17 protein-coding genes, 1 tRNA gene and 1 other annotated feature are annotated in these 23106 nt (G+C 26.8%); of the genes, 16 read left to right on the top strand and 2 right to left on the bottom strand.

The features are described from left to right. Nucleotides 1-15 precede the first annotated feature (15 nt). The 11 genes from AC4FQ1_RS02285 (at nucleotide 16) to AC4FQ1_RS02235 (ending at nucleotide 15311) form a co-directional block, all read left to right on the top strand. Nucleotides 16-792, top strand: coding sequence for a TrmH family RNA methyltransferase (locus AC4FQ1_RS02285; protein WP_491168829.1), 777 nt, complete (start codon nucleotides 16-18; stop codon nucleotides 790-792). Between the two features lie 52 nt (nucleotides 793-844). Further along, nucleotides 845-1075 (top strand) — a binding site (T-box leader). A 58-nt stretch (nucleotides 1076-1133) separates the two neighbouring features. After that, nucleotides 1134-2153 (top strand): phenylalanine--tRNA ligase subunit alpha, encoded by a 1020-nt coding sequence (gene pheS, locus AC4FQ1_RS02280; protein WP_303129044.1) that lies wholly within the window; start codon nucleotides 1134-1136, stop codon nucleotides 2151-2153. 31 nt (nucleotides 2154-2184) lie between these two features. Then, nucleotides 2185-4569 (top strand): phenylalanine--tRNA ligase subunit beta, encoded by a 2385-nt coding sequence (gene pheT, locus AC4FQ1_RS02275; RefSeq protein ID WP_303129042.1) that lies wholly within the window; start codon nucleotides 2185-2187, stop codon nucleotides 4567-4569. A gap of 148 nt (nucleotides 4570-4717) precedes the next feature. Then, nucleotides 4718-5995 (top strand): cell division protein ZapA, encoded by a 1278-nt coding sequence (gene zapA / locus AC4FQ1_RS02270; RefSeq protein ID WP_491168828.1) that lies wholly within the window; start codon nucleotides 4718-4720, stop codon nucleotides 5993-5995. 115 nt (nucleotides 5996-6110) lie between these two features. Continuing rightward, nucleotides 6111-8453 (top strand): U32 family peptidase, encoded by a 2343-nt coding sequence (locus tag AC4FQ1_RS02265; protein WP_491168827.1) that lies wholly within the window; start codon nucleotides 6111-6113, stop codon nucleotides 8451-8453. Between the two features lie 3 nt (nucleotides 8454-8456). Then, complete coding sequence (locus tag AC4FQ1_RS02260) at nucleotides 8457-10817, top strand: endonuclease MutS2 (protein WP_491168826.1); 2361 nt, start codon at nucleotides 8457-8459, stop codon at nucleotides 10815-10817. 171 nt (nucleotides 10818-10988) lie between these two features. After that, nucleotides 10989-11939 (top strand): carbohydrate kinase family protein, encoded by a 951-nt coding sequence (locus tag AC4FQ1_RS02255; protein ID WP_303129038.1) that lies wholly within the window; start codon nucleotides 10989-10991, stop codon nucleotides 11937-11939. 59 nt (nucleotides 11940-11998) lie between these two features. Continuing rightward, a complete protein-coding gene (locus AC4FQ1_RS02250; RefSeq protein ID WP_491168825.1) occupies nucleotides 11999-12436 on the top strand; it encodes a 2-thiouracil desulfurase family protein in 438 nt (145 codons plus the stop codon). 77 nt (nucleotides 12437-12513) lie between these two features. Further along, complete coding sequence (locus tag AC4FQ1_RS02245; RefSeq protein ID WP_303129035.1) at nucleotides 12514-13116, top strand: 50S ribosomal protein L25; 603 nt, start codon at nucleotides 12514-12516, stop codon at nucleotides 13114-13116. A 425-nt stretch (nucleotides 13117-13541) separates the two neighbouring features. Continuing rightward, nucleotides 13542-14642 (top strand): tetratricopeptide repeat protein, encoded by a 1101-nt coding sequence (locus AC4FQ1_RS02240; protein WP_303129033.1) that lies wholly within the window; start codon nucleotides 13542-13544, stop codon nucleotides 14640-14642. A 24-nt stretch (nucleotides 14643-14666) separates the two neighbouring features. Beyond that, nucleotides 14667-15311 (top strand): cyclodeaminase/cyclohydrolase family protein, encoded by a 645-nt coding sequence (locus tag AC4FQ1_RS02235; RefSeq protein WP_303129030.1) that lies wholly within the window; start codon nucleotides 14667-14669, stop codon nucleotides 15309-15311. 26 nt (nucleotides 15312-15337) lie between these two features. Here the strand turns inward: AC4FQ1_RS02235 and pdaA are convergent, their stop codons facing one another. Continuing rightward, the gene (gene pdaA, locus AC4FQ1_RS02230) at nucleotides 15338-16141 is read right to left on the bottom strand and encodes a delta-lactam-biosynthetic de-N-acetylase (protein WP_491148134.1); all 804 of its coding nucleotides are present in this window, start codon (nucleotides 16139-16141) and stop codon (nucleotides 15338-15340) included. Between the two features lie 162 nt (nucleotides 16142-16303). Here pdaA and ychF point away from each other — a divergent pair, with 162 nt between their 5' ends. Continuing rightward, on the top strand, nucleotides 16304-17401 hold the full coding sequence (gene ychF / locus AC4FQ1_RS02225) for a redox-regulated ATPase YchF (protein WP_303129028.1): 1098 nt from the start codon (nucleotides 16304-16306) through the stop codon (nucleotides 17399-17401). A 66-nt stretch (nucleotides 17402-17467) separates the two neighbouring features. Here the strand turns inward: ychF and AC4FQ1_RS02220 are convergent. Further along, nucleotides 17468-17564, bottom strand: a tRNA-Sec gene (locus AC4FQ1_RS02220). A gap of 274 nt (nucleotides 17565-17838) precedes the next feature. On the opposite strand from AC4FQ1_RS02220, the gene rsmH reads away from it, so the two are divergent. From rsmH to AC4FQ1_RS02200, 4 genes are all read left to right on the top strand, one after another. Beyond that, nucleotides 17839-18771, top strand: a complete 933-nt coding sequence (gene rsmH, locus AC4FQ1_RS02215) for a 16S rRNA (cytosine(1402)-N(4))-methyltransferase RsmH (protein WP_303129026.1) — start codon at nucleotides 17839-17841, stop codon at nucleotides 18769-18771. Nucleotides 18772-18811: 40 nt separating this feature from the next. Next, a complete protein-coding gene (ftsL, locus tag AC4FQ1_RS02210) occupies nucleotides 18812-19246 on the top strand; it encodes a cell division protein FtsL (RefSeq protein WP_491146874.1) in 435 nt (144 codons plus the stop codon). Between the two features lie 88 nt (nucleotides 19247-19334). Further along, nucleotides 19335-21530: a stage V sporulation protein D gene (locus tag AC4FQ1_RS02205; RefSeq protein ID WP_303129024.1), complete on the top strand. Its 2196-nt coding sequence runs from the start codon at nucleotides 19335-19337 to the stop codon at nucleotides 21528-21530. Between the two features lie 105 nt (nucleotides 21531-21635). After that, entirely contained in the window at nucleotides 21636-23093 is a 1458-nt protein-coding gene (locus AC4FQ1_RS02200; protein WP_491168824.1) for a UDP-N-acetylmuramoyl-L-alanyl-D-glutamate--2,6-diaminopimelate ligase, read from the top strand. Nucleotides 23094-23106: the final 13 nt, after the last annotated feature.

Below are 23106 nucleotides of genomic sequence, written 5' to 3'. Positions count from 1 at the left end.
GACGAGGTAATTACATTGATTTATATAGAAAGTAAAGAAAATGCTATATATAAAGAAATAAAAAAATTAAAAGAGAGAAAAAATAGAAATAAAGCAAAAAAGTATTTAATCGAAGGTTTTAGATTTGTAGAGGAAGCATTAAAAGCTAATACAAAAATAGATTGTATATTATTTACAGAAGGTACTAAATATAAAGCAGAAGAATTATTGCAAAAATATAATTATGAAGGTAAAATTTTTGGATTAAATAATGATTTATTTTTAGACTGTACTCAAACAGAACACCCTCAAGGTATACTTGCAGTTATATGTATGGATAACAATGATAGAAAGTTAAATGGTAGTTTTTATTTGCTTTGTGATAAAGTTCAAGATCCTGGGAATTTAGGAACTATAATAAGAACAGCTCATGCAGCTAATATAGATGGAGTTATATTAACTAAAGGAACTGTAGATATATATAATGATAAAACTATAAGATCTACAATGGGTTCTATGTTTTATATACCAATAATTCAAGAAGATGAAGATTTGAAAAATATAATGAATTTAAAAAATAAAGGATTTTCAATTGTTTCTACTTCACTTGAAGGAAGCAAAGATTTTTTTAATGAGGATTTGACAGGAAATATTATAATTACTGTTGGAAATGAAGGAAACGGTGTATCAAAAGAGATATATAATATTTCTGATAAAAAAGTAAAAATTCCTATGCCTGGCGGAGCAGAATCTTTAAATGTTGGAGTGGCAGCATCTATTATTATTTATGAAAGAGTAAGACAAATAAGATAACTATTGAAATTTTGATTAATAATATGTATAATCTAATAGTATAAAATTACATTAAAAGACTAAGAAAGAGAGAGTAGGTATAAATAACTTTTTAAGGGAGAAATAGCCGTTGACTGTAAGCTATTTTAAAAGTTTTATTCTGAAGTTCACTCTGGAGTTCTAACTGTGAAATTTAATTAAAGTAGTGGTTAGCGGTTAAAACCGTTATATTTACGAGTTGGGTTTAGTAAAGTTCATTTTATTAAACCAATTAGGGTGGTAACGCGGATATTCCGTCCCTTTTTAGGGGCGGTTTTTTTATTGTAAAAAAATATTGTTTTTAAAGAAAGGAGATTTTGAATATGCAAGAAAAACTTAAAAATATTCAAGCAGCAGCATTAAAAGAAATTGAAACTGCTAATACTTCTTCTCAAATAGAAGAAATAAGAGTAAGATTTCTTGGAAAAAAAGGAGAACTTACAACTATATTAAGAGGTATGAAAGATGTTTCTAAAGAGGAAAGACCTATAGTTGGAAAGCTTGTTAATGAAGTAAAAAGTATATTAGAAGAAAAAATTGAAAGTGTTTCTAAAGAAATAAAAAATAAAGAAAAAAATGAAAAGCTAGCAAGTGAAATTATAGATATTTCATTACCAGGAAAGAAAAATAGAATAGGAAAGAGACATCCATTAGATTTAACTCTTCAAAGTATGAAAAATATATTTGTATCAATGGGATTTACTATAGAGGAAGGTCCAGAAATAGAACTTGATAAATATAATTTTGAAGCGTTAAATATTCCAAAAGATCATCCAGCAAGAAGTGAACAAGATACTTTTTACATAAATGATAGTCTTGTTTTAAGAACTCAAACTTCTCCTGTTCAAGTTAGAACTATGGAAAAACAAACTCTTCCAATAAAAATGATATCACCAGGAAAAGTTTATAGATCAGATGATGTTGATGCTACTCATTCACCTATCTTCTATCAAATGGAAGGCTTAGTTGTTGATAAAGGAGTAACTTTTGCTGATTTAAAAGGAACATTAGAATTATTTGCAAAGAAAATGTTTGGAGATAAAGTAAAAACTAAATTTAGACCTCATCATTTCCCATTTACTGAACCTTCAGCAGAGATGGATGCTACTTGCTTTGTTTGTGGTGGAAAAGGATGTAAAGTTTGTAAGGGAAGTGGATGGATAGAAATACTAGGTTGTGGAATGGTTCATCCAGAAGTTTTAAGAAATTGTGGAATAGATCCAGAAGAATATTCAGGATTTGCTTTCGGATTCGGTGTAGATAGAATGGTAATGCTTAAATATGGAATAGATGATATAAGATTACTATATGAAAGTGATATGAGATTTTTAGATCAATTCTAGTAAAAATTTAATAAATCAGGAGGTAAATTAAATGAAAGTACCATATAGTTGGCTAAAAGATTATGTTGATATAAATGTAAGTGCTAAAGAACTTGGGGATTTATTAACTCTTACAGGTTCAGCCTTAGAAGGAATAATAGTTCAAGGAGATAATATAAATAGAGTTGTTGTTTGTAAATTCAATTCTATAGAAAAGCATCCAGATGCTGAAAAATTAAGTATATGTCAAGTTGATATTGGAGGAGAAGAAATACAAATAGTTACAGCTGCAACTAACATGAAAGTTGGAGACAAGGTTCCTGTTGCACTTCATAAATCAACATTAGCAGATGGAACAGAAATTAAAAAGGGAAAACTTAGAGGCGTTGTATCAAATGGTATGTTTTGTTCAGAAGCAGAACTTGGCTTAAAAGGTGAAGAAGAAGTTGATGGACTTATGATATTAGAAGAGGATGCTCCTATAGGTGTTGAAATAAAAGAATATTTAGGTCTTAAGAAAGAAACTTTAGATTTTGATATAACATCAAATAGACCAGATTGCCTAAGTATGATAGGTATGGCAAGAGAAACAGCTGCTACTTTAAAAACTAATTATAAAATGCCAAACTTTCAATATAAAACTGTAGATGGAAGTAACATAAATGACGAATTGAAAGTTGAAGTTAGAGATTCTTTATGTAGAAGATATATGGCAAGAGGAGTTAGAAATGTTAAAATAGGACCTTCACCTAAATGGATGCAAGATAGACTTTTAGAAGCAGGGGTTAGACCTATAAATAATATAGTTGACATTACTAATTTTGTTATGTTAGAAACTGGCGAACCAATGCATGCATTTGACAAAAGAGAAATTAAGTCAAATAAAATAGTTGTAGAAAGAGCTAAAGATGGTGAAGAGTTTGTAACTTTAGATGAAGTTAATAGAAAACTTGATAGTAGCGTTTTATGTATAAAGGATGATGATAAAACTGTTGCGATAGCAGGAATAATGGGTGGATTAAATTCAGAAGTAAAAAAAGACACAACAGATATTTATTTTGAATGTGCAAATTTTGAAGGAACTAATATAAGAGTAAACTCTAAAAAACTAGGAATTAGAACAGAAAGTTCATCAAGATTTGAAAAAGATATAGATCCAAATTTAGCAAAACTTGCACTTGATAGAGCTTGTGCTTTAGTATGTGAATTAGGTATTGGAGAAGTTATAGATGGAACTATAGACGTATATAACGAAGTTAAAGAAGAAGGACATATAGCTGTTGATTCTACTTGGATAAATAAATTTTTAGGAACAAATATTTCAATAGAGGAAATGAAAAGATGTTTAGATTCAGTAGATTTAAAAACTGAAATAAATGGTGATATGTTAGAAATTACAATACCAACATTTAGAATTGACATAGCTATAAAAGAAGATATAGCAGAAGAAGTGGCTAGAATATATGGATATAATAACATAGAAGGTACAATATTTAAGGCTCAAACTGAAAGAGAAGCTAAATATAAGAAAGAATTATTAGATGAAAAAGTTGTTGATATAATGATAGCTAGTGGTTTAAATCAATCAATAAGCTATTCATTTATATCAAAGAAAGCATTTGATAAGATAGAATTAAGTGAAGATAGTGATTTAAGAAAAGTTGTAACTATCAAAAATCCTTTAGGTGAAGATTATAGTGTTATGAGAACAACAACTTTAGCTTCAATGATGGAATCACTTTCAAGAAATTATACAAGAAATAATAGTGAAGCTTATCTTTTTGAAATAGGAAAAGTTTATATTCCTTCAGAAGATGAAACAGAATTACCAATAGAAAAGAATATTTTAACTATTGGAATTTACGGAAACGTAGATTATCTAGATTTAAAAGGTATAGTTGAAAACTTAATTGATGGATTAGGAGTTAAAGGCGTTAAATTCTTAAGAGAATCAGAAAATCCTACATTCCATCCAGGAAAAACAGCAAAACTTGTTGTTGGTAGAAAATTTGAGGCTGGAGTATTTGGAGAAATACATCCAGATGTAGCTGAAAACTTTGGTATAGAAACTTCTTGTTTTGTAGCAGAAATAGATTTAGATGAAGTATATAAAAATTCAGAACTTGAAAAGAAGTATAAACCTTTACCAAAATTCCCTGCTGTTACAAGAGATATAGCTCTTTTAGTTGAAGAAAATATATTAGTTCAAGATATAGAAGATTCAATAATAAAAGCTGGTGGAAATATTGTTGAAAAAGTAGAACTTTTTGATATTTACAGAGGAGAACAAGTTCCACAAGGAAAGAAAAGTATTGCTTACGCAATAACATATAGAAATGAAAATAAAACTTTAACAGATAAAGAAGTAAATAAAGTACATGATAAAATTTTAAGATCACTTGAACATAAATTAGGTGCTATTTTAAGAGAACAATAAATTTTAAAAGAGGTAGTTTTTAAACTACCTCTTTTCTTTAAAATAATAATAAAATTAATTACCTTTTTAATATACATAATTGTACAAACTTAAAATATCAAATATAATTAATATAATAGGAAGATTATATTTTAAGAGGTGGGACATAATGGTGAAAATTACGGTTAACATAAATGGAGTAGATTATAACTTAAAAGGTAAAGAAAGTGAAGAATATTTAAGAGATATTGCATCTTATGTTGACGAAAGAATAAAAGAGGTACTAGCTAAAAATAAAATGCTTAGTATTTCACAAGCATCTGTTTTAGCAGCTGTTAATATTACAGATATATTATATAAAACAGATGATGAATTAAGAAACATAGCAAAGTTAAAAAATAGTATAGAAAAAGAAAATCTAGCATTAAATAAAAGTTTAGAAGAAGTAAAAATTAACTTAGAAAAATTTAAAGAGGAAAGTTCTAAAATAATAGATGGAAAAGAAAATACTATAAATGGTTTAAAAGAAGATAGAAATAATCTTCTAAAGGAAAGAGATGAACTAAATAAATCAAATATTGATTTAAAAGGAATAAAAGAAAAAAATCAAATTAAGATAAAAGAAAATGAAGAAGAAATAAAAAATTTAAAGAGTTACGTAAATAAGCTTAAAGAAGAAAATAGAATATTAAAATCTGAAAATGAAACTTATAAAAATAGAATAAAAGAAATAACAAAAGAAAGAGAAGAAAGTGAAAAGATATTATATAGAGAGATAAAGGATCTTGAATCTAAAAATGATACTAATAAAGAGTTAATAAATAATATTTCTATTATAAATAATAATCTTGAACAGAAAATTAAAAATATAGAAAAAGAAAAGATTAATTTATTAGAAAACTTAAACAAAGAAGCAGAACAAAAAAATATATTAGAAAAAGATATAAGAAAATTAAATGGAAAGATTAGAGAACTGAACGTAGAAATAAAAAATAATGAAGATATTATAAATGAATATGAAGATAAAAATAAAACTTTATCTAATGTATTAGATAAAAACGAGGAAAAGTTAAACTTATTAATTGCAGAAAAAGAAAAGTTAAATAATTCACTAAAAGATGAGATGAGAAAAAATCGTGATACAATAGATAACTTTAATAGTATAGAAAATGAAAAAAATAATGAGATAGAAAATCTTAAAATAGAAATAGAAACTTTAAATAAAGATATAAATGATAAGAAATCAATTATAGAAGAGTTAACAGAAAAGGCTTGTAAGTATAAGGAAGACAGAAATAAACTTATGGAAGCTGGAAAAAGCACAAGAATAGCACTTCAAACTAGTAAATATAAAATTTTAGATTTAGAAAAGAAGCTTATAGATGCTCAAATAGAAGTTACTAAGGTAAAAGCTAAAAATGAGCCTGTTTTATTAAAGAGAAAATAATCATAAAGTGCTGAGTAACTAAATTTTGCTCAGTACTTTATTTTTGTGTGTTTATAAGTTAAACTAAAATAATACATAGGAGAAATTATTTTTTAAAAATTTAGGAGAGATGAAAATGAACAAAATAGAAGTTTTAGCACCAGCAGGAAGTATGGAAAGTCTTTATGCTGCAATAAATAATGGTGCAGATGCTATATACTTAGGCGGAAATAAATTTTCAGCAAGAGCATATGCATCTAACTTTGATAATGAGAATATGAAAAAAGCTATAGATTATGCACATAGCTATGGAGTAAAAGTATATGTTACTATGAATACTTTATTAAAGGAAGAAGAACTGCAAAAGGCTTTAAAATATGCAGGTTATTTATATGAAATAGGAGTAGATGCACTTATAATACAAGACCTAGGTTTAGTTAAATTAATAAAAGAAAAATATAGTGATTTTGAATTACATGCTTCTACTCAAATGACAATACATAATGGTGAAGGTGCGCTTTACTTTAAAGAGAGAGGCTTTCATAGAATAGTATTATCAAGAGAATTAACTTTTGAAGAAATAAAGCATATATCAAAAGATTTAAAAATAGAAACAGAAATGTTTGTTCATGGAGCACTTTGTGTATGTTATTCAGGACAATGCTTAATGAGTTCTATGATTGGTGGAAGAAGTGGAAATAGAGGAAGATGTGCACAACCTTGTAGAATGGAGTATACATTAAAATCAAGAAAATCTGGAGAAAAAAGAGGCTATTTATTATCTCCAAAAGATATGTGTACTATAGAAGATGTTAAAGATATAATTAATAGTGGAACGTATTCTTTAAAAATAGAAGGTCGAATGAAAAGGCCAGAGTATGTTGCTGGTGTAGTTAGAAATTACAGAAAAGCAGTAGATAAAGAACTTTTTCATGAAAAATTTGATGTAAAGATTGGAAAAGATGAATTATTACAGCTTTTTAATAGAGAAGGTTTTTCTAAGGCTTATTTAAAAAAAGATGTTGGTAGAGATATGATGAGTTACAATTTTCCTAAAAATACAGGTGTTATATTAGGGAAAGTATTAGAAAATGGAGAAGTAATATTAGAAAGAGATATATCTTTAGGTGATGGAATAAGAGTAAATGATGGTGGTTTTACTTTAAGTAAAATAATAAAAAATAAAAATGAAATTAAAGAAGCTAAAAAAGGTGATAAAGTAAAACTTTTTCCTATAGATTATAAAAAAGGTGATTTTTTATATAAAATGTCAGATAAAAAATTAACTCTTGAACTTTCTGAAACTATTAAACCATATGGTAGAAAAATAGAATTAGAAGGATATGTAACATTTAAAGTTAATGAGAAATTGAAATTAGGTGCTTTATTTAATGATAATTACTATGAAGTTTCAGGGGAAATAGTTGAAGAAGCTACAAATAGGCCTTTAGATAAAGAAAGAATTGAAAAAGCATTATTTAAATCTGGTGATTATCCTTATAAATTTAATAAAATTAATTTTATTGATTTTGATAACGGGTTTATAAGAATAGGAGACCTTAATGAATTAAGAAGAGCTTTATTTGAGAAAATAGTAAAAGGTGAATGTTCTAAGTATAGAAGAAATAGATATGGTAAAGAAGTAGAAGTTAAAAATATTTCTAAGGAAATTAAATCTATAGATGTTTTGCCGAAGGTTATATTAAAAGATCAATTTAATGAATTAAAAAAAGATTTTGAGTATATTGCAGTAGATATATTTAGTAGATATAAAAATTCAATTAAAATAGATGATTTAAAAGAATATAGTAAAACAAATAAATTAATACTTAAATTACCTAATATAATAAAAAGTGAATTTAGCTCAGTTGTAAATATTATAGAAAAAGCAAAACCTTATATTTATGGTATTTTAACATCAAATGTAGGTATAATAAATAAATATAAAAATGAATTGAAAATTATAGGTGACTATAAATTAAACATATTTAATAGTGAAGCTTTAAATTTCTTTAAAGAAGATTTAGATATAATTACAGTTAGTGAAGAATTAAATAGAAAAGAAATAAAAGCATTATTAAAGAGTTCAAAATATAATTGTGCTAAAATGATATATGGAAAAACTGAACTTATGGTTAGTGAATATTGCCCTATAGGAAGTACATTTGGTTTAAAAGATACAAATAAAAGTTGTAATAGAGCTTGTGAAAAAGACATATATACTTTGATTGATAGAGTAAATGAAAAGTTTAGTATTATGACAGATGTATTTTGTAGAAGTTATATATTAAATTCTCTTCCTTTAAATTTAATAGAAGAAATCGATGATTTAAAAGATATGGGGATAAATTGTTTAAGATTAGATTTTACAGATGAGACAATAGATGAAGTAAGAAAAGCAATTAATGAATTTAATAACAAAAAAGTTATAGATGTTAAAGATTACACAAAAGGTCATTACAGAAGAGGTGTAGAATAAAAGATGAATGATAGAACATTTAGAGTATTAGAATTTAAAAAAGTAAAGGAAAATTTAAAAAAATATTCTAAAACACAAATGGGAAGAAAGATTATAGATGAACTTGTTCCTTATGAAACTAAATATGAGATGGAAATGGCATTAAAGGAAACAAAAGAAGCACTTGATATGTTAGTTTCAAAGGGAGCACCACCTTTTGAAGGGTTATATGATGTAAGAGAAGCTATAGAAAGAGCTGGAAAGGGTGGAGTATTATCAGCTGGACAAATATTAAGAGTTGGCAATATGTTAAAGTGTTCTAGAAGATTTAAAGAGTATGTTAAAAGAGAAGAAGAAGAATTAGCTTTTGAAAGAATTGAAGATTTAGCATATATATTGGAACCTTTAAAGGATTTGGAAGATTATATAGAAAGAGCAATTGTATCAGAAGATGAAATAAGTGACAGGGCATCTGCCACTTTAAGAAGTTTGAGAAGAAATTTAAAAGAAAAAAATTCTTCAGTTAGAGAAAAGATAAATAGTATTGTTAGAAGTTATTCAAAATATCTTCAAGAAACTCTTTATACTATGAGAGGTGAAAGATATGTTTTACCTGTAAAGGTAGAATATAAAGGTCAGGTGCCAGGTATTGTACATGATCAAAGTTCAACAGGAGCAACTCTTTTTATAGAGCCTATGAGTCTTGTTAATTTAAATAATGAAATTAAGGAGCTTATGTTAAAAGAAAAGGCTGAGATAGAAAGAATACTTCAAGATTTGTCACTTAAAATAGCAAACAATATAAATATATGTAAAAGCAATAATGAAATATTAGGTAAATTAGATTTTATATTTGCTAAAGGTGCATATGCATCTAGTATTGATGGGACTTATCCTAATGTTAGTGATGATGGAAGATTTGATATTATAAGTGCAAGGCACCCACTTATAAATTCAAAAGAAGTTATATCTTCAGATATATATTTAGGTGATGAATATAATGTAATAATGATTACTGGACCTAATACAGGAGGTAAAACAGTAACATTAAAAACAGTAGGATTAATACATCTTATGGGAATGTCTGGACTTTTAATACCTGCTAAGGAAGGTTCAACTATTGCATATTATAAAGAAATATTTGCAGATATAGGTGATGAACAAAGTATAGAACAATCTCTTTCAACATTTTCATCGCATATGACTAATATAGTAGATATAATGAAGAAAGCAACTAAACAATCTTTAGTGCTTTTTGATGAGTTAGGTGCAGGAACAGATCCAACAGAAGGAGCTGCACTTGCTGCTGCAATAATAGATAATTTAAAAGCTAGAGGAACTAAAGTTATTGCAACTACCCATTATAGTGAACTTAAGGGATATGCTCTTAAAAACAAAGATGTAGAGAATGCTTCAGTTGAATTTGATGTAAAAACATTAAAGCCAACATATAGACTTTTAATAGGTATTCCAGGTAAATCTAATGCTTTTGAAATATCAAGAAGATTAGGATTAAATGAAGATGTAATAAATTCTGCAAAAGAATTTATATCTAATGAAAACCTACAATTTGAAGATTTAATAAGAGAACTTCAAGAAAAAAGTATAATAGCTAAAAGAGATGCTAGAGAAGCTTTAAAAATAAAAGAAGAAGCTAATGAATTAAAGAAAAAATTTGAAGAAAAACTTAAGAAGTTAGATAAAACTAGAGATAAAGTTTATATGGAAGCAAGGCAAGAAGCGAAAAATATAATATCAGATGCAAAAGAAGAAGCTGATGATATATTAAAAGCTATGAGGGAACTTGAAAAGTTAGGAATATCAGGCGGTGGAAGAAGTAGGCTTGAAGAAGAGAGAAGAAAACTTAGAGAAAGTTTAGAAAATAAAGAAAATGAAATTTATAAGCAAAAAGAACAAAAAGGAGAAGAAATAAAAAATATAAAACTTGGAATGGAGGCATATCTTCCATCATTGAATCAGAATGTAACAGTATTATCTCTTCCAGATAATAAAGGTGAAGTTTTAGTAGAGGCAGGCATAATGAAAATAACAGCTAAAGCTAAAGATCTAAGAGCTATAAATAATCCTAATACAAAGAAAAAAGAAAAGAAAAAGAGGGAAGTGAAATTAAATTTAAGTTCTGTATCATCAAGAGTAGATCTTAGAGGGTTAGATGCAGAAGAAGCATGTTATAGAGCGGATAAATATTTAGATGATGCTTATATGGCTAATTTAGGTGAAGTTACAATAGTTCATGGTAAAGGAACAGGAATACTTAGAAAAGCTATAAATGATATGTTAAAGAGACATCCTCATGTAAAGTCACATAGATTAGGAGTGTATGGTGAAGGGGGAGATGGAGTCACTGTAGTTATATTAAAGTAAACACTAAGTTCATAAATAATCTATGATTTTAACATAAAAATAATACAAATAAACCTTTACATTGTGTTATTTAAAAAAATTAAATAATTATTCTTTATTTTTTTCTTTTTGTAACTTATAATTATGATAGATTTTTTTATAATAATGGGAAATAGAAACAGGAGAGATAATATGATAGAAAAAGATTCTTATGTACTAGTTATTGGAGCATCCATAGTTGATATATTAGGCTTTAGTAGAAATACATATAAAGGAAAAGACTCTAATCCGGGAAATATTAAAATATCACTTGGTGGTGTTTGTAGAAATATTGCAGAAAATCTTGCAAGGGTTGGAGTTAGAACTAAGTTTATATCAACTATAGGTGATGATGAAAATGGTAGAAATATTTTATCACATTCAAAAATGATAGGTTACAATATGGAAGATTCGTTAATACTTGAAGGCGGATGTACTCCAACATACATGGCTATTTTAGACCATACAGGTGATATGGTATCAGCAGTAGTTGACATGGAAAGTTTAGATGAAATGGATACTGATTTTATTGATTCTAAAAGTCACATAATAGAGGCTGCAGAATACACTATACTTGATGCTGATGATGCAGAATTACTTGAATATATACTTAAAAAATATGAAGGAAAAACAAAATTTATATTAGATCCAGTATCAGCGGCTAAAGCTAGAAATATAAAACATTTAATTAAATATTTCCACACAATAAAGCCAAATAGATATGAAGCTGAAATACTTTGTGGTTTTGAAATAAAAACTAAAGATGATTTAGAAAGAGCAGGAAAATACTTTTTAGATCAAGGAGTAAAAAATATATTTATAAGTTTAGATGCAGATGGCATATATTATACAAATGGAGTAGAAGTTGGAAAAATAAAAGCTAAAAAAGTTAAAGTTAAAAATACAACTGGAGCTGGTGATTCATTTGTTGCAGGAGTTGGATATGGATATATGAATGGATTATCATTAAAGGATACCGTTAAATATGCAATTGCAATGTCAACAATAACTATTTCCCATGAAGATACTATAAATCCTAAAATGAGTAATGACTATGTAGATGTATATCTGAACAAAATTGAGTGGGAAGAAAATACATATTAATTATAAAAATAGCTAAAGGTAAATCCTTTAGCTATTTTTATAGATAGGAGAGTGGTAAAGTGATTATAATAAGCGCATGCCTTTGTGGGTGTAATTGTAAATATAATGGTAAAAATAATAAAAATGAAAAATGTTTAAATTTATTTAAAGAAGGGAAAGCGATTTTAGTATGCCCTGAACAATTAGGGGGATTAAGCACTCCTAGAATACCTTGTGAAATTATAAAAAAAGAAGGAAATCTTACAGTTATTAATAAATTAGATGAAGATTTGACGGAAAACTTTAATAAAGGTGCAGAAGAGGCTTTTAAACTTGCAAAACTTATAAATGCAAAATTTGCAATATTAAAAGATGGTAGTCCATCTTGTGGAAGTAATTTTATATATGATGGAACATTTACAAATAATAAAATTAATGGTTTTGGAGTTACAGCAAAAAAATTTATTGAAAATGGAATAGAAGTTTTTTCAGAAAATAATATACCAGAAAATATTTAATATAAATTAGTAGTATAAATACTATCTATTTTAGGAATAATTAAAAAGAGTTTCAATAAAAATAGGAGGTATTTATTATGGCAGAACTAAATATAACTGAAAGAAAAAGAGTTACTCATAGTGGTAGAAAAACTAGAAATAAGGGGTTAGTGCCTGGAGTAGTTTATGGAAAAGAAATGAAAAATTTTATGTTTGAGGTATCTTCTTTAGAACTTTGTAGAGAAGTAGCAAATGTTGGGGAACATGGAGTTTTAAGTTTAAATATTAATGGAAATAAAAGAGATGCGTTAATAAAAGAAGTTCAGAGGGAACCTGTAAATCATGAAATAATACATTTAGATTTAGAACTTATAAGCTCTAATCAAAATATTGAAACGGAAGTACCAATACAATATTTAGGAGAAAAATATTTAAATAATAAAGGGGCAGTTTTACAAAAAGAAAAAGATTCAATAAAAGTTTCATGTGATTTAAACTCTATTCCAAAATCAATTAAATTTGATGTGTCAAAGGGAATGAATGGAGATGTATTTAGAGTTTGTGATTTAGAAATTGCAGAGGAACTTAATATTTTAGATGATTTAAATTCTGTTATGGCTTCAATATCAAATGAAAGAAAGTTAACATCAGATTTAATGGATGAAGAACAAAAAGCTAACAATTCAGAAAAAAATAAATAAAAGTATATTTTTATTTAAGCGGAGGATTTACCTCCGTTTATTTATTTATACTAAATTACTTTACTTAAACAAGGTATAAAAAATAACTTTATTATTTTATTAGTAAAATTTTTACTATATAAAATAAATATTAAATATGATTCAAGATAGAGTTTTAAAAACTTTTAATTTAAAATATAAAAACTAACATTGAACTACTTAAGATAAATATGTTAAAATTTATACTTGAAAATATATTATATTTTATATTAAAATTTAAAACTATTAAGAGTAATAAAAATATGTTTTTTAAAAATAATTTTTATATATAGTAAAATTATATATTATATTTAAAGAAAATGTGTAAGCTTAATTAAAAATAAGTTGAAATTTAAGCTATCATCTTATATAGGTGGTAGCGATATTTTTATATAGGTGGTGAACAAATGGATTATAAAGCAGTATTTAAAGAGAAATTAGGAAAGCTTTTATTCTTAGAGATTGATAAGGAAGGATTTAAAAATATACTAAATATACCAGAATATATTTCATTTAATAGTAAGGAGTTATTTGTACCAATAAGTTCTGAATACATAACAAGTAATATAGATGATAAAATAAAAATAGAAAATTTACCTATATATTATTTTGTAGAAGGTATGCTTTTAACTTTAGGAGCTGATAGAAATATAAAATATGCAGATGATTATAATATATTACTTATGCAAATACCTCAAAGTGAAGAATGTGGAAAAAGTTTAGTAGCACAAAGAGTTAAAGAGGATAGATTAGATGATGCTTATCTTATATTAAAAGGATTACTTGATTTTGAAGAAAAGGAAGAATATATGGAAAAGTTGCTTCTTCTAGGTGTTAATTTAAGAGAGAAAGACAAGGCTTTTGAAGAGATTTTACTAGAAGATATAGAAGAAGCTAAAAAACTATTTGGAAATATGAAAGAACCTTATTTATATAAAGCAATAATATTAAAAGATAAAAATGATTATGTTGGAGCTAAGGTAGAAATCAATGAGTATTTAAGAAGAGGTGGAGAACAAACTTCTGAAATAGAAATGCTTATGGATGATATAGAAAATGTAACAACATATGAAAAGGCTGTGGAGTTAGTTGAAACTGAGCCAGAAAAATCTATTGAATTATTTTTATCATTAGTAGATAAATTTGATAGTAATCCATTAATATATTATTACTTAGGTGTTTGCTTTAGAAAATTAGGTAAACATGATAAAGCTATATATTATTTATGTGAAAGTATAAAAATAGAAAGCGGAATACTTGAAGTTGTAAATGAGCTTGGATTAAATTATGCTTGTATAGGAGAATATAATTTAGCAATACAATATTTTAAAAAAGCTTTTGAAGCTTCAAAAGAAGTTGAAATTTGCACAAACATAATAATGTGTTACTTAAATATTGGTAATATTAAAGAAGCAAAATTACATTTAGAAATTGCAAAAAAATTAAATAGTGAAGATGAAATTGTTAAAAAGATTGAAAAATTATTAGAAAATGAAAAAGATAATTAAATATAGCTTTTAAGGAGGAGTCAAATGCTATTTAAAGATTATAAAATACAAGAATTTGTAAATGAATTAGCTTCAGATGCTCCATCTCCAGGAGGAGGAAGTACTGCAGCATTTGTAGGAGCATTGGCAGGATGCTTGAATAATATGGTATACTCACTTACAATAAATAAAAAGTCATTTGAAATATTAACTGAAGAGAAAAAACAAGAAATGATAAAATTTGAAAATGAATGTAACAATTTTATTTCAAATTGTGTAAATTTTATGGAGGAAGATAGAACTTGTTTCAATAACTTAATGAAATGCTATAAACTCCCTAAAAATACAGATGAAGAAAAAGAGTACAGAAAATCTGAATTAAAAGCTAAAACATATGAAGCTATGATATCACCTCTTAAAGTTTGTAGAGAATGTATTAAATTTTATGAAAATATAGAATTTGCAATAAAATATGGTAATAAAATGCTTATATCAGATGCTGGAGTTTCAGCAAGTTTATTACATTCAGCTATAGAAAGTTCTATAATAAATGTGAAAGTTAATTTAAATTCATTAAAGGATGAGGAATATTTTGATGAAATAAAATTAGAGTTAGAAGATATTTTAAATAAATCTAAGGAATATAAAAATAAAATATTAAAAGATGTAAATAATTATATATTTTCTTAAAATGATTATAGAGTGAAGTTTTAACTTCACTCTATAATCATTTTATCTGGTAAATCATTTAAAGTTTTAAATTCATAACCATCTTGTTGTAAAGATATAATTAAATCTTTCAATATTTTTGTATTTGTATCAGATACAGCATGTAATAACATTATACATCCTGGATGGACACCATTTTTAATTTTTTTCATAGCAAATTCAGGATTTGGTTGATCATTAACTAACCAATCTCTATATGCAAAACTCCAAAAAATTGTTTTGTAACCTAACGCAGATGTTTTATCTAACGAGCTTTTAGAGTATTTTCCCATAGGTGGTCTAAAGAATTTCGGCATATCTTCACCAATAAGTTCTTTGTAAGCTTCATTTACACTATTTATTTCCTCATTAAATTTAGAAACATCTGTTATACTTGCCATTGATGGATGTGTATTTGTATGATTACAAACTAAATGCCCTTCTTTAACCATTCTAGTAACTGTACTAGCATGAGAAGTTATATAAGGTTTAACAACGAAAAAAGCTGCTTTTACATTTAAGGATTTTAATATGTCTAAAATTTCTTCTGTGTTTCCTTTTTCATATCCTTCATCAAATGTTAAATATAATTCTTTTTTTGTTGTATCTCCAACATAAAAAGAATTACTATCTTTTAAAAATGTTGCTGATTCTTTTGGTGCTTCAGGAGTTTTATTTTTTTCTCTAGAAACAAAGTACCAATTAAATTCAGTATTATCATTAGAAGAAAAGGCTAAAGGTGTAGCGCTTACTAATAAAGTTAAAATAAATGAAAAAATAAATAAAAGCTTTTTAAAATGCTTTTTCAATATAAAACCTCCTTTCTTAAAGGTCATAATTAGTATTAGGAAAATTTTAAAAAATAAACATGGTAATATTTAAGATTTAATGATAAAAAATTCAAAAGTTGAAAATTAATATTATGTAGAGTATAATTTATGGGTATAAGTAAAAGTTAGAAAGGAATGTACATAATGAAGTTAGGAATCGTAGGTTTACCGAATGTTGGTAAGAGTACTTTATTTAATGCTATAACAAAGGCAGGAGCGGAGTCAGCAAACTACCCATTCTGTACTATAGAGCCAAATGTTGGAGTAGTTAGTGTCCCAGATAAAAGATTAGATGTATTAGAAAAAATGTATAATACGAAAAGAAAAGTATATACTTCAATAGAATTTTATGATATAGCTGGATTAGTTAAAGGAGCTTCAAAGGGTGAAGGATTAGGAAATAAATTTTTATCACATATAAGAGAAGTAGCTGCTATAGTTCATGTGGTTAGATGTTTTGATGATGGAAATGTTGTTCACGTTGAAGGTTCAGTAGATCCTATAAGAGATATAGAAACAATAAATTTAGAGCTTATATTCTCAGATTTAGAGGTTTTAGAGAGAAGAATGGAAAAGGCTGTTAAGCTTGTAAGATCAGGAGATAAAACAGCTAAAGCTGAATATGAGATAATGGAAAAAGTTAAAGCTCACTTAGAAAATAATTTACCTGTTAGAACTTTAGACGTTAATGAAGATGAAGCAGCATTTATAAAAACTTTATTCTTAATAACATCAAAGCCTGTACTATATGCTTGTAATGTTTCAGAGGACGACGTAGTAAGTGGAAACACTCATAATGAATACGTGAAAAAAGTAGAAGAATATGCTACAAATGAAAATTCAGGTATAGTTATAGTAAGTGCTAAAATAGAAGAAGAACTATCAGGACTTGAAGATGAAGAAAAAGAAGAAATGCTTGGTGAATATGGTTTAAGTGAATCAGGACTTGATCAACTTATAAGAGAAGGTTATAAATTATTAGGACTTATAAGTTATTTAACAGCTGGTGTTCAAGAAGTAAGAGCATGGACTATAAGACAAGGTACTAAAGCACCACAAGCTGCTGGAAAAATTCATTCAGATATTGAAAGAGGATTTATTAGAGCAGAAGTTGTTTCATATGATGACTTAGTAGAATGTGGATCAGAAGCTGCAGCTAAAGAAAAAGGTCTTTTCAGATTAGAAGGTAAAGAGTATGTTATGAAAGACGGAGATGTTGTAAACTTTAGATTTAATGTTTAATAAAATATAACTATAAAAAAGGTGGAGAATATTCTCCACCTTTTTTATAGTTATATTTTAAATTTATGGCGGGAATATGTAGGAATCGAACCTACCTATGACGGTATTAGCGCCACAACTCGGTGTTGAAGACCGGTAAGTACACCAGAACTTATCTATTCCCTTAATAGAACTATTTTATAAAAAATATAATTAAAAGTCAAACTATTGAAAAATATACTTTTAAATGAAGGAAATTAATAATAATTATAGAATAACTATAAATAAATAGCTAAAAATAGAATATAGTAGTTGAAAGTATATAAAAATAAATGTAAAGTATAATAGAGAAAGTGAAAATATGTATTAAAAATAAGTTCAAACAGAATAGTATAAACTGTTAATTAATTTTATATAATTTAGTAGCTTAAATTACAGCAAAAAGAGGAGAATAATATATGGAATTTAAACACATTTCAGTTCTTTTAAATGAATGTTTAGAAGGGTTAAATATAAAAAAAGATGGTAAATATGTTGATTGCACACTAGGTGGAGCTGGACATTCATCTCAAATAATTAAAAGATTAGATAAAGACGGACTTTTAATTGGAATAGATCAAGATAAAGATGCATTAAAAGCTGCATCAAAAAGACTAGAACAATATAATAATAAAATATTAGTTCACAATAACTTTTACAATATAGGTGAGATAATAGATAGTTTAAATATAGGAAATGTAGACGGAATATTAATGGACTTAGGAGTATCATCATATCAATTAGATGAAGGTGAAAGAGGTTTTAGCTATATGCAAGATGCACCTTTAGATATGAGAATGAATAGAGATAATGAATTTTCAGCATATAATGTTGTAAATGAATATAGTGAAGAAGAATTATTTAAAATTATAAAAGATTATGGAGAAGAAAAGTTTGCAAAAAGAATTGCTAATTTTATAGTAGAGAGAAGGTCAGAAGGTCCTATAAATACAACTTTAGAATTAGTTGACATAATAAAAAGTGCAATACCAGCGAAAGCTAGAAGAGAGGGACCTCATCCAGCAAAAAGAACTTTTCAAGCGATAAGAATAGAAGTTAATGGAGAATTAAGAATATTAAATAAGGCTATAGAAGATGGAGTTGAAAGATTAAATAAGGGTGGCAGAATGGCTATAATAACATTCCATTCTTTAGAAGATAGAATAGTTAAGTTGAAATTTAGAGATCTTGCAAATCCATGTAAATGTCCTAAAGAGTTTCCTATATGTGTTTGTGGAAAGAAACCAACTGTTAAATTAGTAAGTAGAAAGGCAATAGAGCCAAGCAAAGAAGAAGTTACTGAAAATCCAAGAAGTAGAAGTGCAAAGCTTAGAGTTATTGAAAAGCTATAATTAAAATATTATGTTATAATTTTAAGGGGATGTGAATAAAGTGATAGTGAAGGATTTTGATTATGTTAGAGGGAATACTGCAGTAAAACCTCAAAGAAAATACGATGACATAAAAAAAGATAAGCAAAGAAAGAATCAAAAAAACAATAAAAAGAAAAAATTAGCTACGTTACAAAAAAAGAAAAAAATAAATTCAACTATTCAAGTTGCATTAGTTATATTTGTTTTAGGGGTTGCTACAATTTGGAGAGATACAAAAGTTTATAATTTACAAACACAGGTTGGAAATATAAGTAATGAAATAAAAGTTGTAAACAATGAAAATGAAGCATTAAGGGTAGATTTATTGAAACATTCATCACTTAAAGGAATAGAGGAAAAAGCAAAAAGTAAATTAGGTATGATTCCACCAGCTAAAGCTGATAAGGTAAATATCGATTTATCAAAAGATTGTTTAAATGGACTAGCAAGATAGATTTAAAGAGTTTAAAAAATATTTGGATGCACTTTCAATATTTTAAAGTGCATCCAAAGTGTTTTAGCAATTATACGGAGGAGTTAAAGTGAAAAAAAGAGGCTTTGTTGATAGAGCTCTAACTAGAAAAAGGATTGGAGTCGTTGTAGGTTTTTTAACATTAATATTTGTAGTTTTGACAATTAGATTATCTTATATAATGATTGTTAAAAGACAAGATTATGAAGCAAGAGCTGAAGAACAATGGACAAGCGAAGTTAAGATTGATGCAAGAAGAGGAAGAATATTAGATAGAAATGGATCAGAACTTGCTGTTTCAGCAAATGTATATAGAGTAGACTTTGATTTAAATTCTATAAGAGCATATTTAAAAGATAATGAATTAACAAATAGTCAAATAGCACCTAAAATAGCAGAAGCTCTTAATATGAAAGAAGCTGATGTTTTAAAGAAACTTGAAACTAAATTACCAAGTGGTGCTCCAGCTGGATCAGCAACTTTAGTGAGAAGAATAGAAAAAGACCAAGCTGATAAAGTTAAAGATTTAAAAATACATGGTGTTATAGTTTCACCAGATACAAAGAGATATTATCCAAATAATAATTTTGCAGCTCATCTTTTAGGTAGTACTAATATAGATGGTCAAGGATTAACGGGAGTAGAACTTCAATATAATAAAGAATTATCAGGAATACCAGGAATGAGAATTGCAGAATTAGATAGTAAGAGTAATGATTTACCATATACAATATCAAAATTTGTTCCTCCAGTTGAAGGAAAAGATGTTGTTTTAACTATAGATGAAAATATTCAGTTTTTTGCAGAAAAGGCAGCAGAAAAAGCTTTAAAGGATAATAAGGCAAAAGCAACATCAGTTTTAGTATTTAATCCTAAAAATGGTGAAATATTAGCTATGGCAAATAAGCCAGATTTTAACCCTAATAATCCTTTTGAAGGTGCTGATAAATTTACAGGAAAAACAGAGTATGATAAAGTTCAAAAAATGTGGAGAAATAGACTTGTAAATGATACATTTGAACCAGGTTCAATTTTTAAAGTAATAACGGCAATTGCTGCTATGCAAGAAGGTGTTGTAAAACCAGACGATACATTTGTATGTAACGGAGGTTTAACATTTGGAAAAAGAAAAATAAAATGTTGGAAAACTACAGGACATGGTAAGTTGACATTTCCTGAAATAATTCAAAATTCATGTAACGTAGGATTTATGGAACTTGGTGAAAAGATTGGTAAAGATAAATTATATAAATATATTGATAAATATGGATTTGGTAAAAAAAGCGGTATAGACCTTCCTGGAGAAGCATCAGGAATAATAAAGAATCCTAAAAATATTTCAGCAACAGATTTAGCTACAATATCATTTGGACAAACTAATACTGTAAATTCTGTTCAATATATGTCTGCCTTTAATGCTATTGCAAATGGTGGTACATTAATACAACCTCATATTATGAAAGAAATAACTCATAAAGATGATAGTGGAGTTGAGGTAGTAGATAGAAAGTTTGAGCCAACAGAGAAGGCTGTTTCAGATAAAGAGACTACAGCACAACTTAGACAATACTTAGAAAGAGTTGTTACAGCAGGTTCTGCAAAGGGTACATTTATAGAAGGATATCATATTGGTGGAAAAACTGGTACTGCTCAAAAGGTTAATCCAGAGAATGGTACTTATGAACAAGGTAAATATATATCTTCATTTGTAGGTATGGCTCCAGTTAGTGATCCGAAGATAACAGTTATGATAACAATTGATGAACCAAGTAATGGAGCATATTATGCTGGGGTTGTAACAAGTCCTGTGGCAAAATCTTTATTTACTGATATTTTTAATTATTTAGAAAGTGACTTTTCTAAAGAGAATGATTCAGCTATAATTAGAGATGCTATAATACCAGAAGTAAGAGGTAAAAGTATTGAAGAGGCTAAAAAGATTTTAAAAGATTCAAAGTTAGATTATAATATAGAAGGAAATGGAACAACAGTAAAGAGTGTTAAACCATATCCAGGCTATTCAGTTAAGGAAGGTACTAAGGTAACATTATATACTAATGGAAATGATAATAACAAAGAAGCTGTTATAATGCCTGATGTTAGAGGGTACTCAAAAGATGCTGCATCAAATCTTTTAAAAGGTCTTGGAATATCTGCTATTTTTGAAGGTGAAGGCAAAGTAACTGATCAAAATGTACCTAGTGGAGAATTAATTAATAAGGGAACTAGTGTTAAGTTAACATTAAATTCAGATTATAAAGATTAAATTCTTTAATTGTTATAGCATGTAAGGGTTATCCTTACATGCTATTTTAAAGAGTAAATGTAATTATAGCTAAGTAAAGTGCATATTATTAAAGGAGATGATTAAATGAATTTAGCTAAATTATTAGATGGGTTAAATTATAAATTAATAAAAGGGGATATAGATAGAGAAATAAATAAAATTAACTATGATAGTAGAAAAGTACAAGATAAAGATGTTTTTGTATGTATAAAGGGATTTGAAAGTGATGGACATAAATTTGTAGATAGTGCAATAAAAAAAGGTGCTAAAGTTATTATTTGTCAAGATGATATAAATATAAATGAAGATGTTACAATAATAAAATTTGATGATACAAGAAAAGCACTTGCAAGTATAGGAGCTAATTACTATGGAAGACCTTCTGAAAAATTAGAAATAATAGGTATAACAGGAACTAATGGTAAAACTACAACAGCCTTTATGATAAAAAGTATATTAGAAAGTTTAGGAGAAAAGGTAGGACTTATAGGAACTATTGCTAACTACATAGGGGATAAGCAAATAAAATCAGAAAGAACAACACCAGAATCATTGGAGTTACAAGAATTATTTTGTAATATGGTAAACGAAGGTGTTAAATATTGTGTTATGGAAGTATCTTCACATTCTTTAGAATTAGATAGAGTTTATGGAGTGAAGTTTAAAACTTCAATCTTTACTAATTTAACAAGAGATCATTTAGATTTTCATAAAACATTTGAAAATTACTATAAAGCAAAATATAAATTGTTTGAAAGAACAGAAGTAAGTATAATAAATATAGATGATAAATATGGTAATAGAATAATAAAAGATTTAGAAAAAGAAAATATAAATAATTACTTAACTTACAGTATAAAAAATAATGCTGATATAAAGGCTGAAAATGAAAAGTTAGAAAGTATGGACATAATATTTGATTTAAAAGTTAAAGATGAGAGAGAAAAAAATATTCTACTTCCTATTCCAGGGGAATATAACGTATATAATGCATTAGGGGCTATTGGTGCATGTTATTCACTTGGTATATCATTAGAAAATATAAAAAAAGGATTAAAAGAAATAGTTGTACCAGGTAGATGTGAAAGGGTAGCTAGAAAGTATAATCTTCCATTTGAAATAATAATAGATTATGCACATACTCCAGATGGATTAGAAAATATATTAAAAACTGCAAGACAATTTACTAAAGGAAATTTAATATCAGTATTTGGTTGCGGTGGAGATAGGGATAAAGTCAAGAGACCACAAATGGGAAAAATAGGTGTAGATTATTCAGATATTGCAATAATTACATCAGATAATCCAAGAAGTGAAGAACCTGAATTAATTATAAAAGATGTAATACAAGGAATAGATAAAGATAATTTTATTAAAATAACAAGTAGATACGAAGCTATAGAAAAGGCTATAAATATTGCTAAAAAAGATGATGTAATTGTTATAGCAGGTAAAGGTCATGAAACGTATCAAATTTTAAAAGATAAAACAATTCACTTTGATGAAAGAGAAGTAATAGATGAAATTTTAAAAAAGAACTAGGGGTGTAGTTATT

Source organism: Clostridium sp. TJA020 (assembly GCF_058310295.1).
This window is presented reverse-complemented; position numbering and strand designations above follow the sequence as displayed.

What these genes read in the sequence shown, in the direction of transcription:
- AC4FQ1_RS02260 (WP_491168826.1), top strand. Translation starts at nt 8,457, where the DNA reads ATGAATGATAGAACATTTAGAGTATTAGAATTTAAAAAAGTAAAGGAA.
- pheS (WP_303129044.1), top strand. Translation starts at nt 1,134, where the DNA reads ATGCAAGAAAAACTTAAAAATATTCAAGCAGCAGCATTAAAAGAAATT.
- AC4FQ1_RS02200 (WP_491168824.1), top strand. Translation starts at nt 21,636, where the DNA reads ATGAATTTAGCTAAATTATTAGATGGGTTAAATTATAAATTAATAAAA.
- ychF (WP_303129028.1), top strand. Translation starts at nt 16,304, where the DNA reads ATGAAGTTAGGAATCGTAGGTTTACCGAATGTTGGTAAGAGTACTTTA.
- AC4FQ1_RS02245 (WP_303129035.1), top strand. Translation starts at nt 12,514, where the DNA reads ATGGCAGAACTAAATATAACTGAAAGAAAAAGAGTTACTCATAGTGGT.
- pheT (WP_303129042.1), top strand. Translation starts at nt 2,185, where the DNA reads ATGAAAGTACCATATAGTTGGCTAAAAGATTATGTTGATATAAATGTA.
- AC4FQ1_RS02265 (WP_491168827.1), top strand. Translation starts at nt 6,111, where the DNA reads ATGAACAAAATAGAAGTTTTAGCACCAGCAGGAAGTATGGAAAGTCTT.
- zapA (WP_491168828.1), top strand. Translation starts at nt 4,718, where the DNA reads ATGGTGAAAATTACGGTTAACATAAATGGAGTAGATTATAACTTAAAA.
- AC4FQ1_RS02240 (WP_303129033.1), top strand. Translation starts at nt 13,542, where the DNA reads ATGGATTATAAAGCAGTATTTAAAGAGAAATTAGGAAAGCTTTTATTC.
- rsmH (WP_303129026.1), top strand. Translation starts at nt 17,839, where the DNA reads ATGGAATTTAAACACATTTCAGTTCTTTTAAATGAATGTTTAGAAGGG.
- AC4FQ1_RS02235 (WP_303129030.1), top strand. Translation starts at nt 14,667, where the DNA reads ATGCTATTTAAAGATTATAAAATACAAGAATTTGTAAATGAATTAGCT.
- AC4FQ1_RS02255 (WP_303129038.1), top strand. Translation starts at nt 10,989, where the DNA reads ATGATAGAAAAAGATTCTTATGTACTAGTTATTGGAGCATCCATAGTT.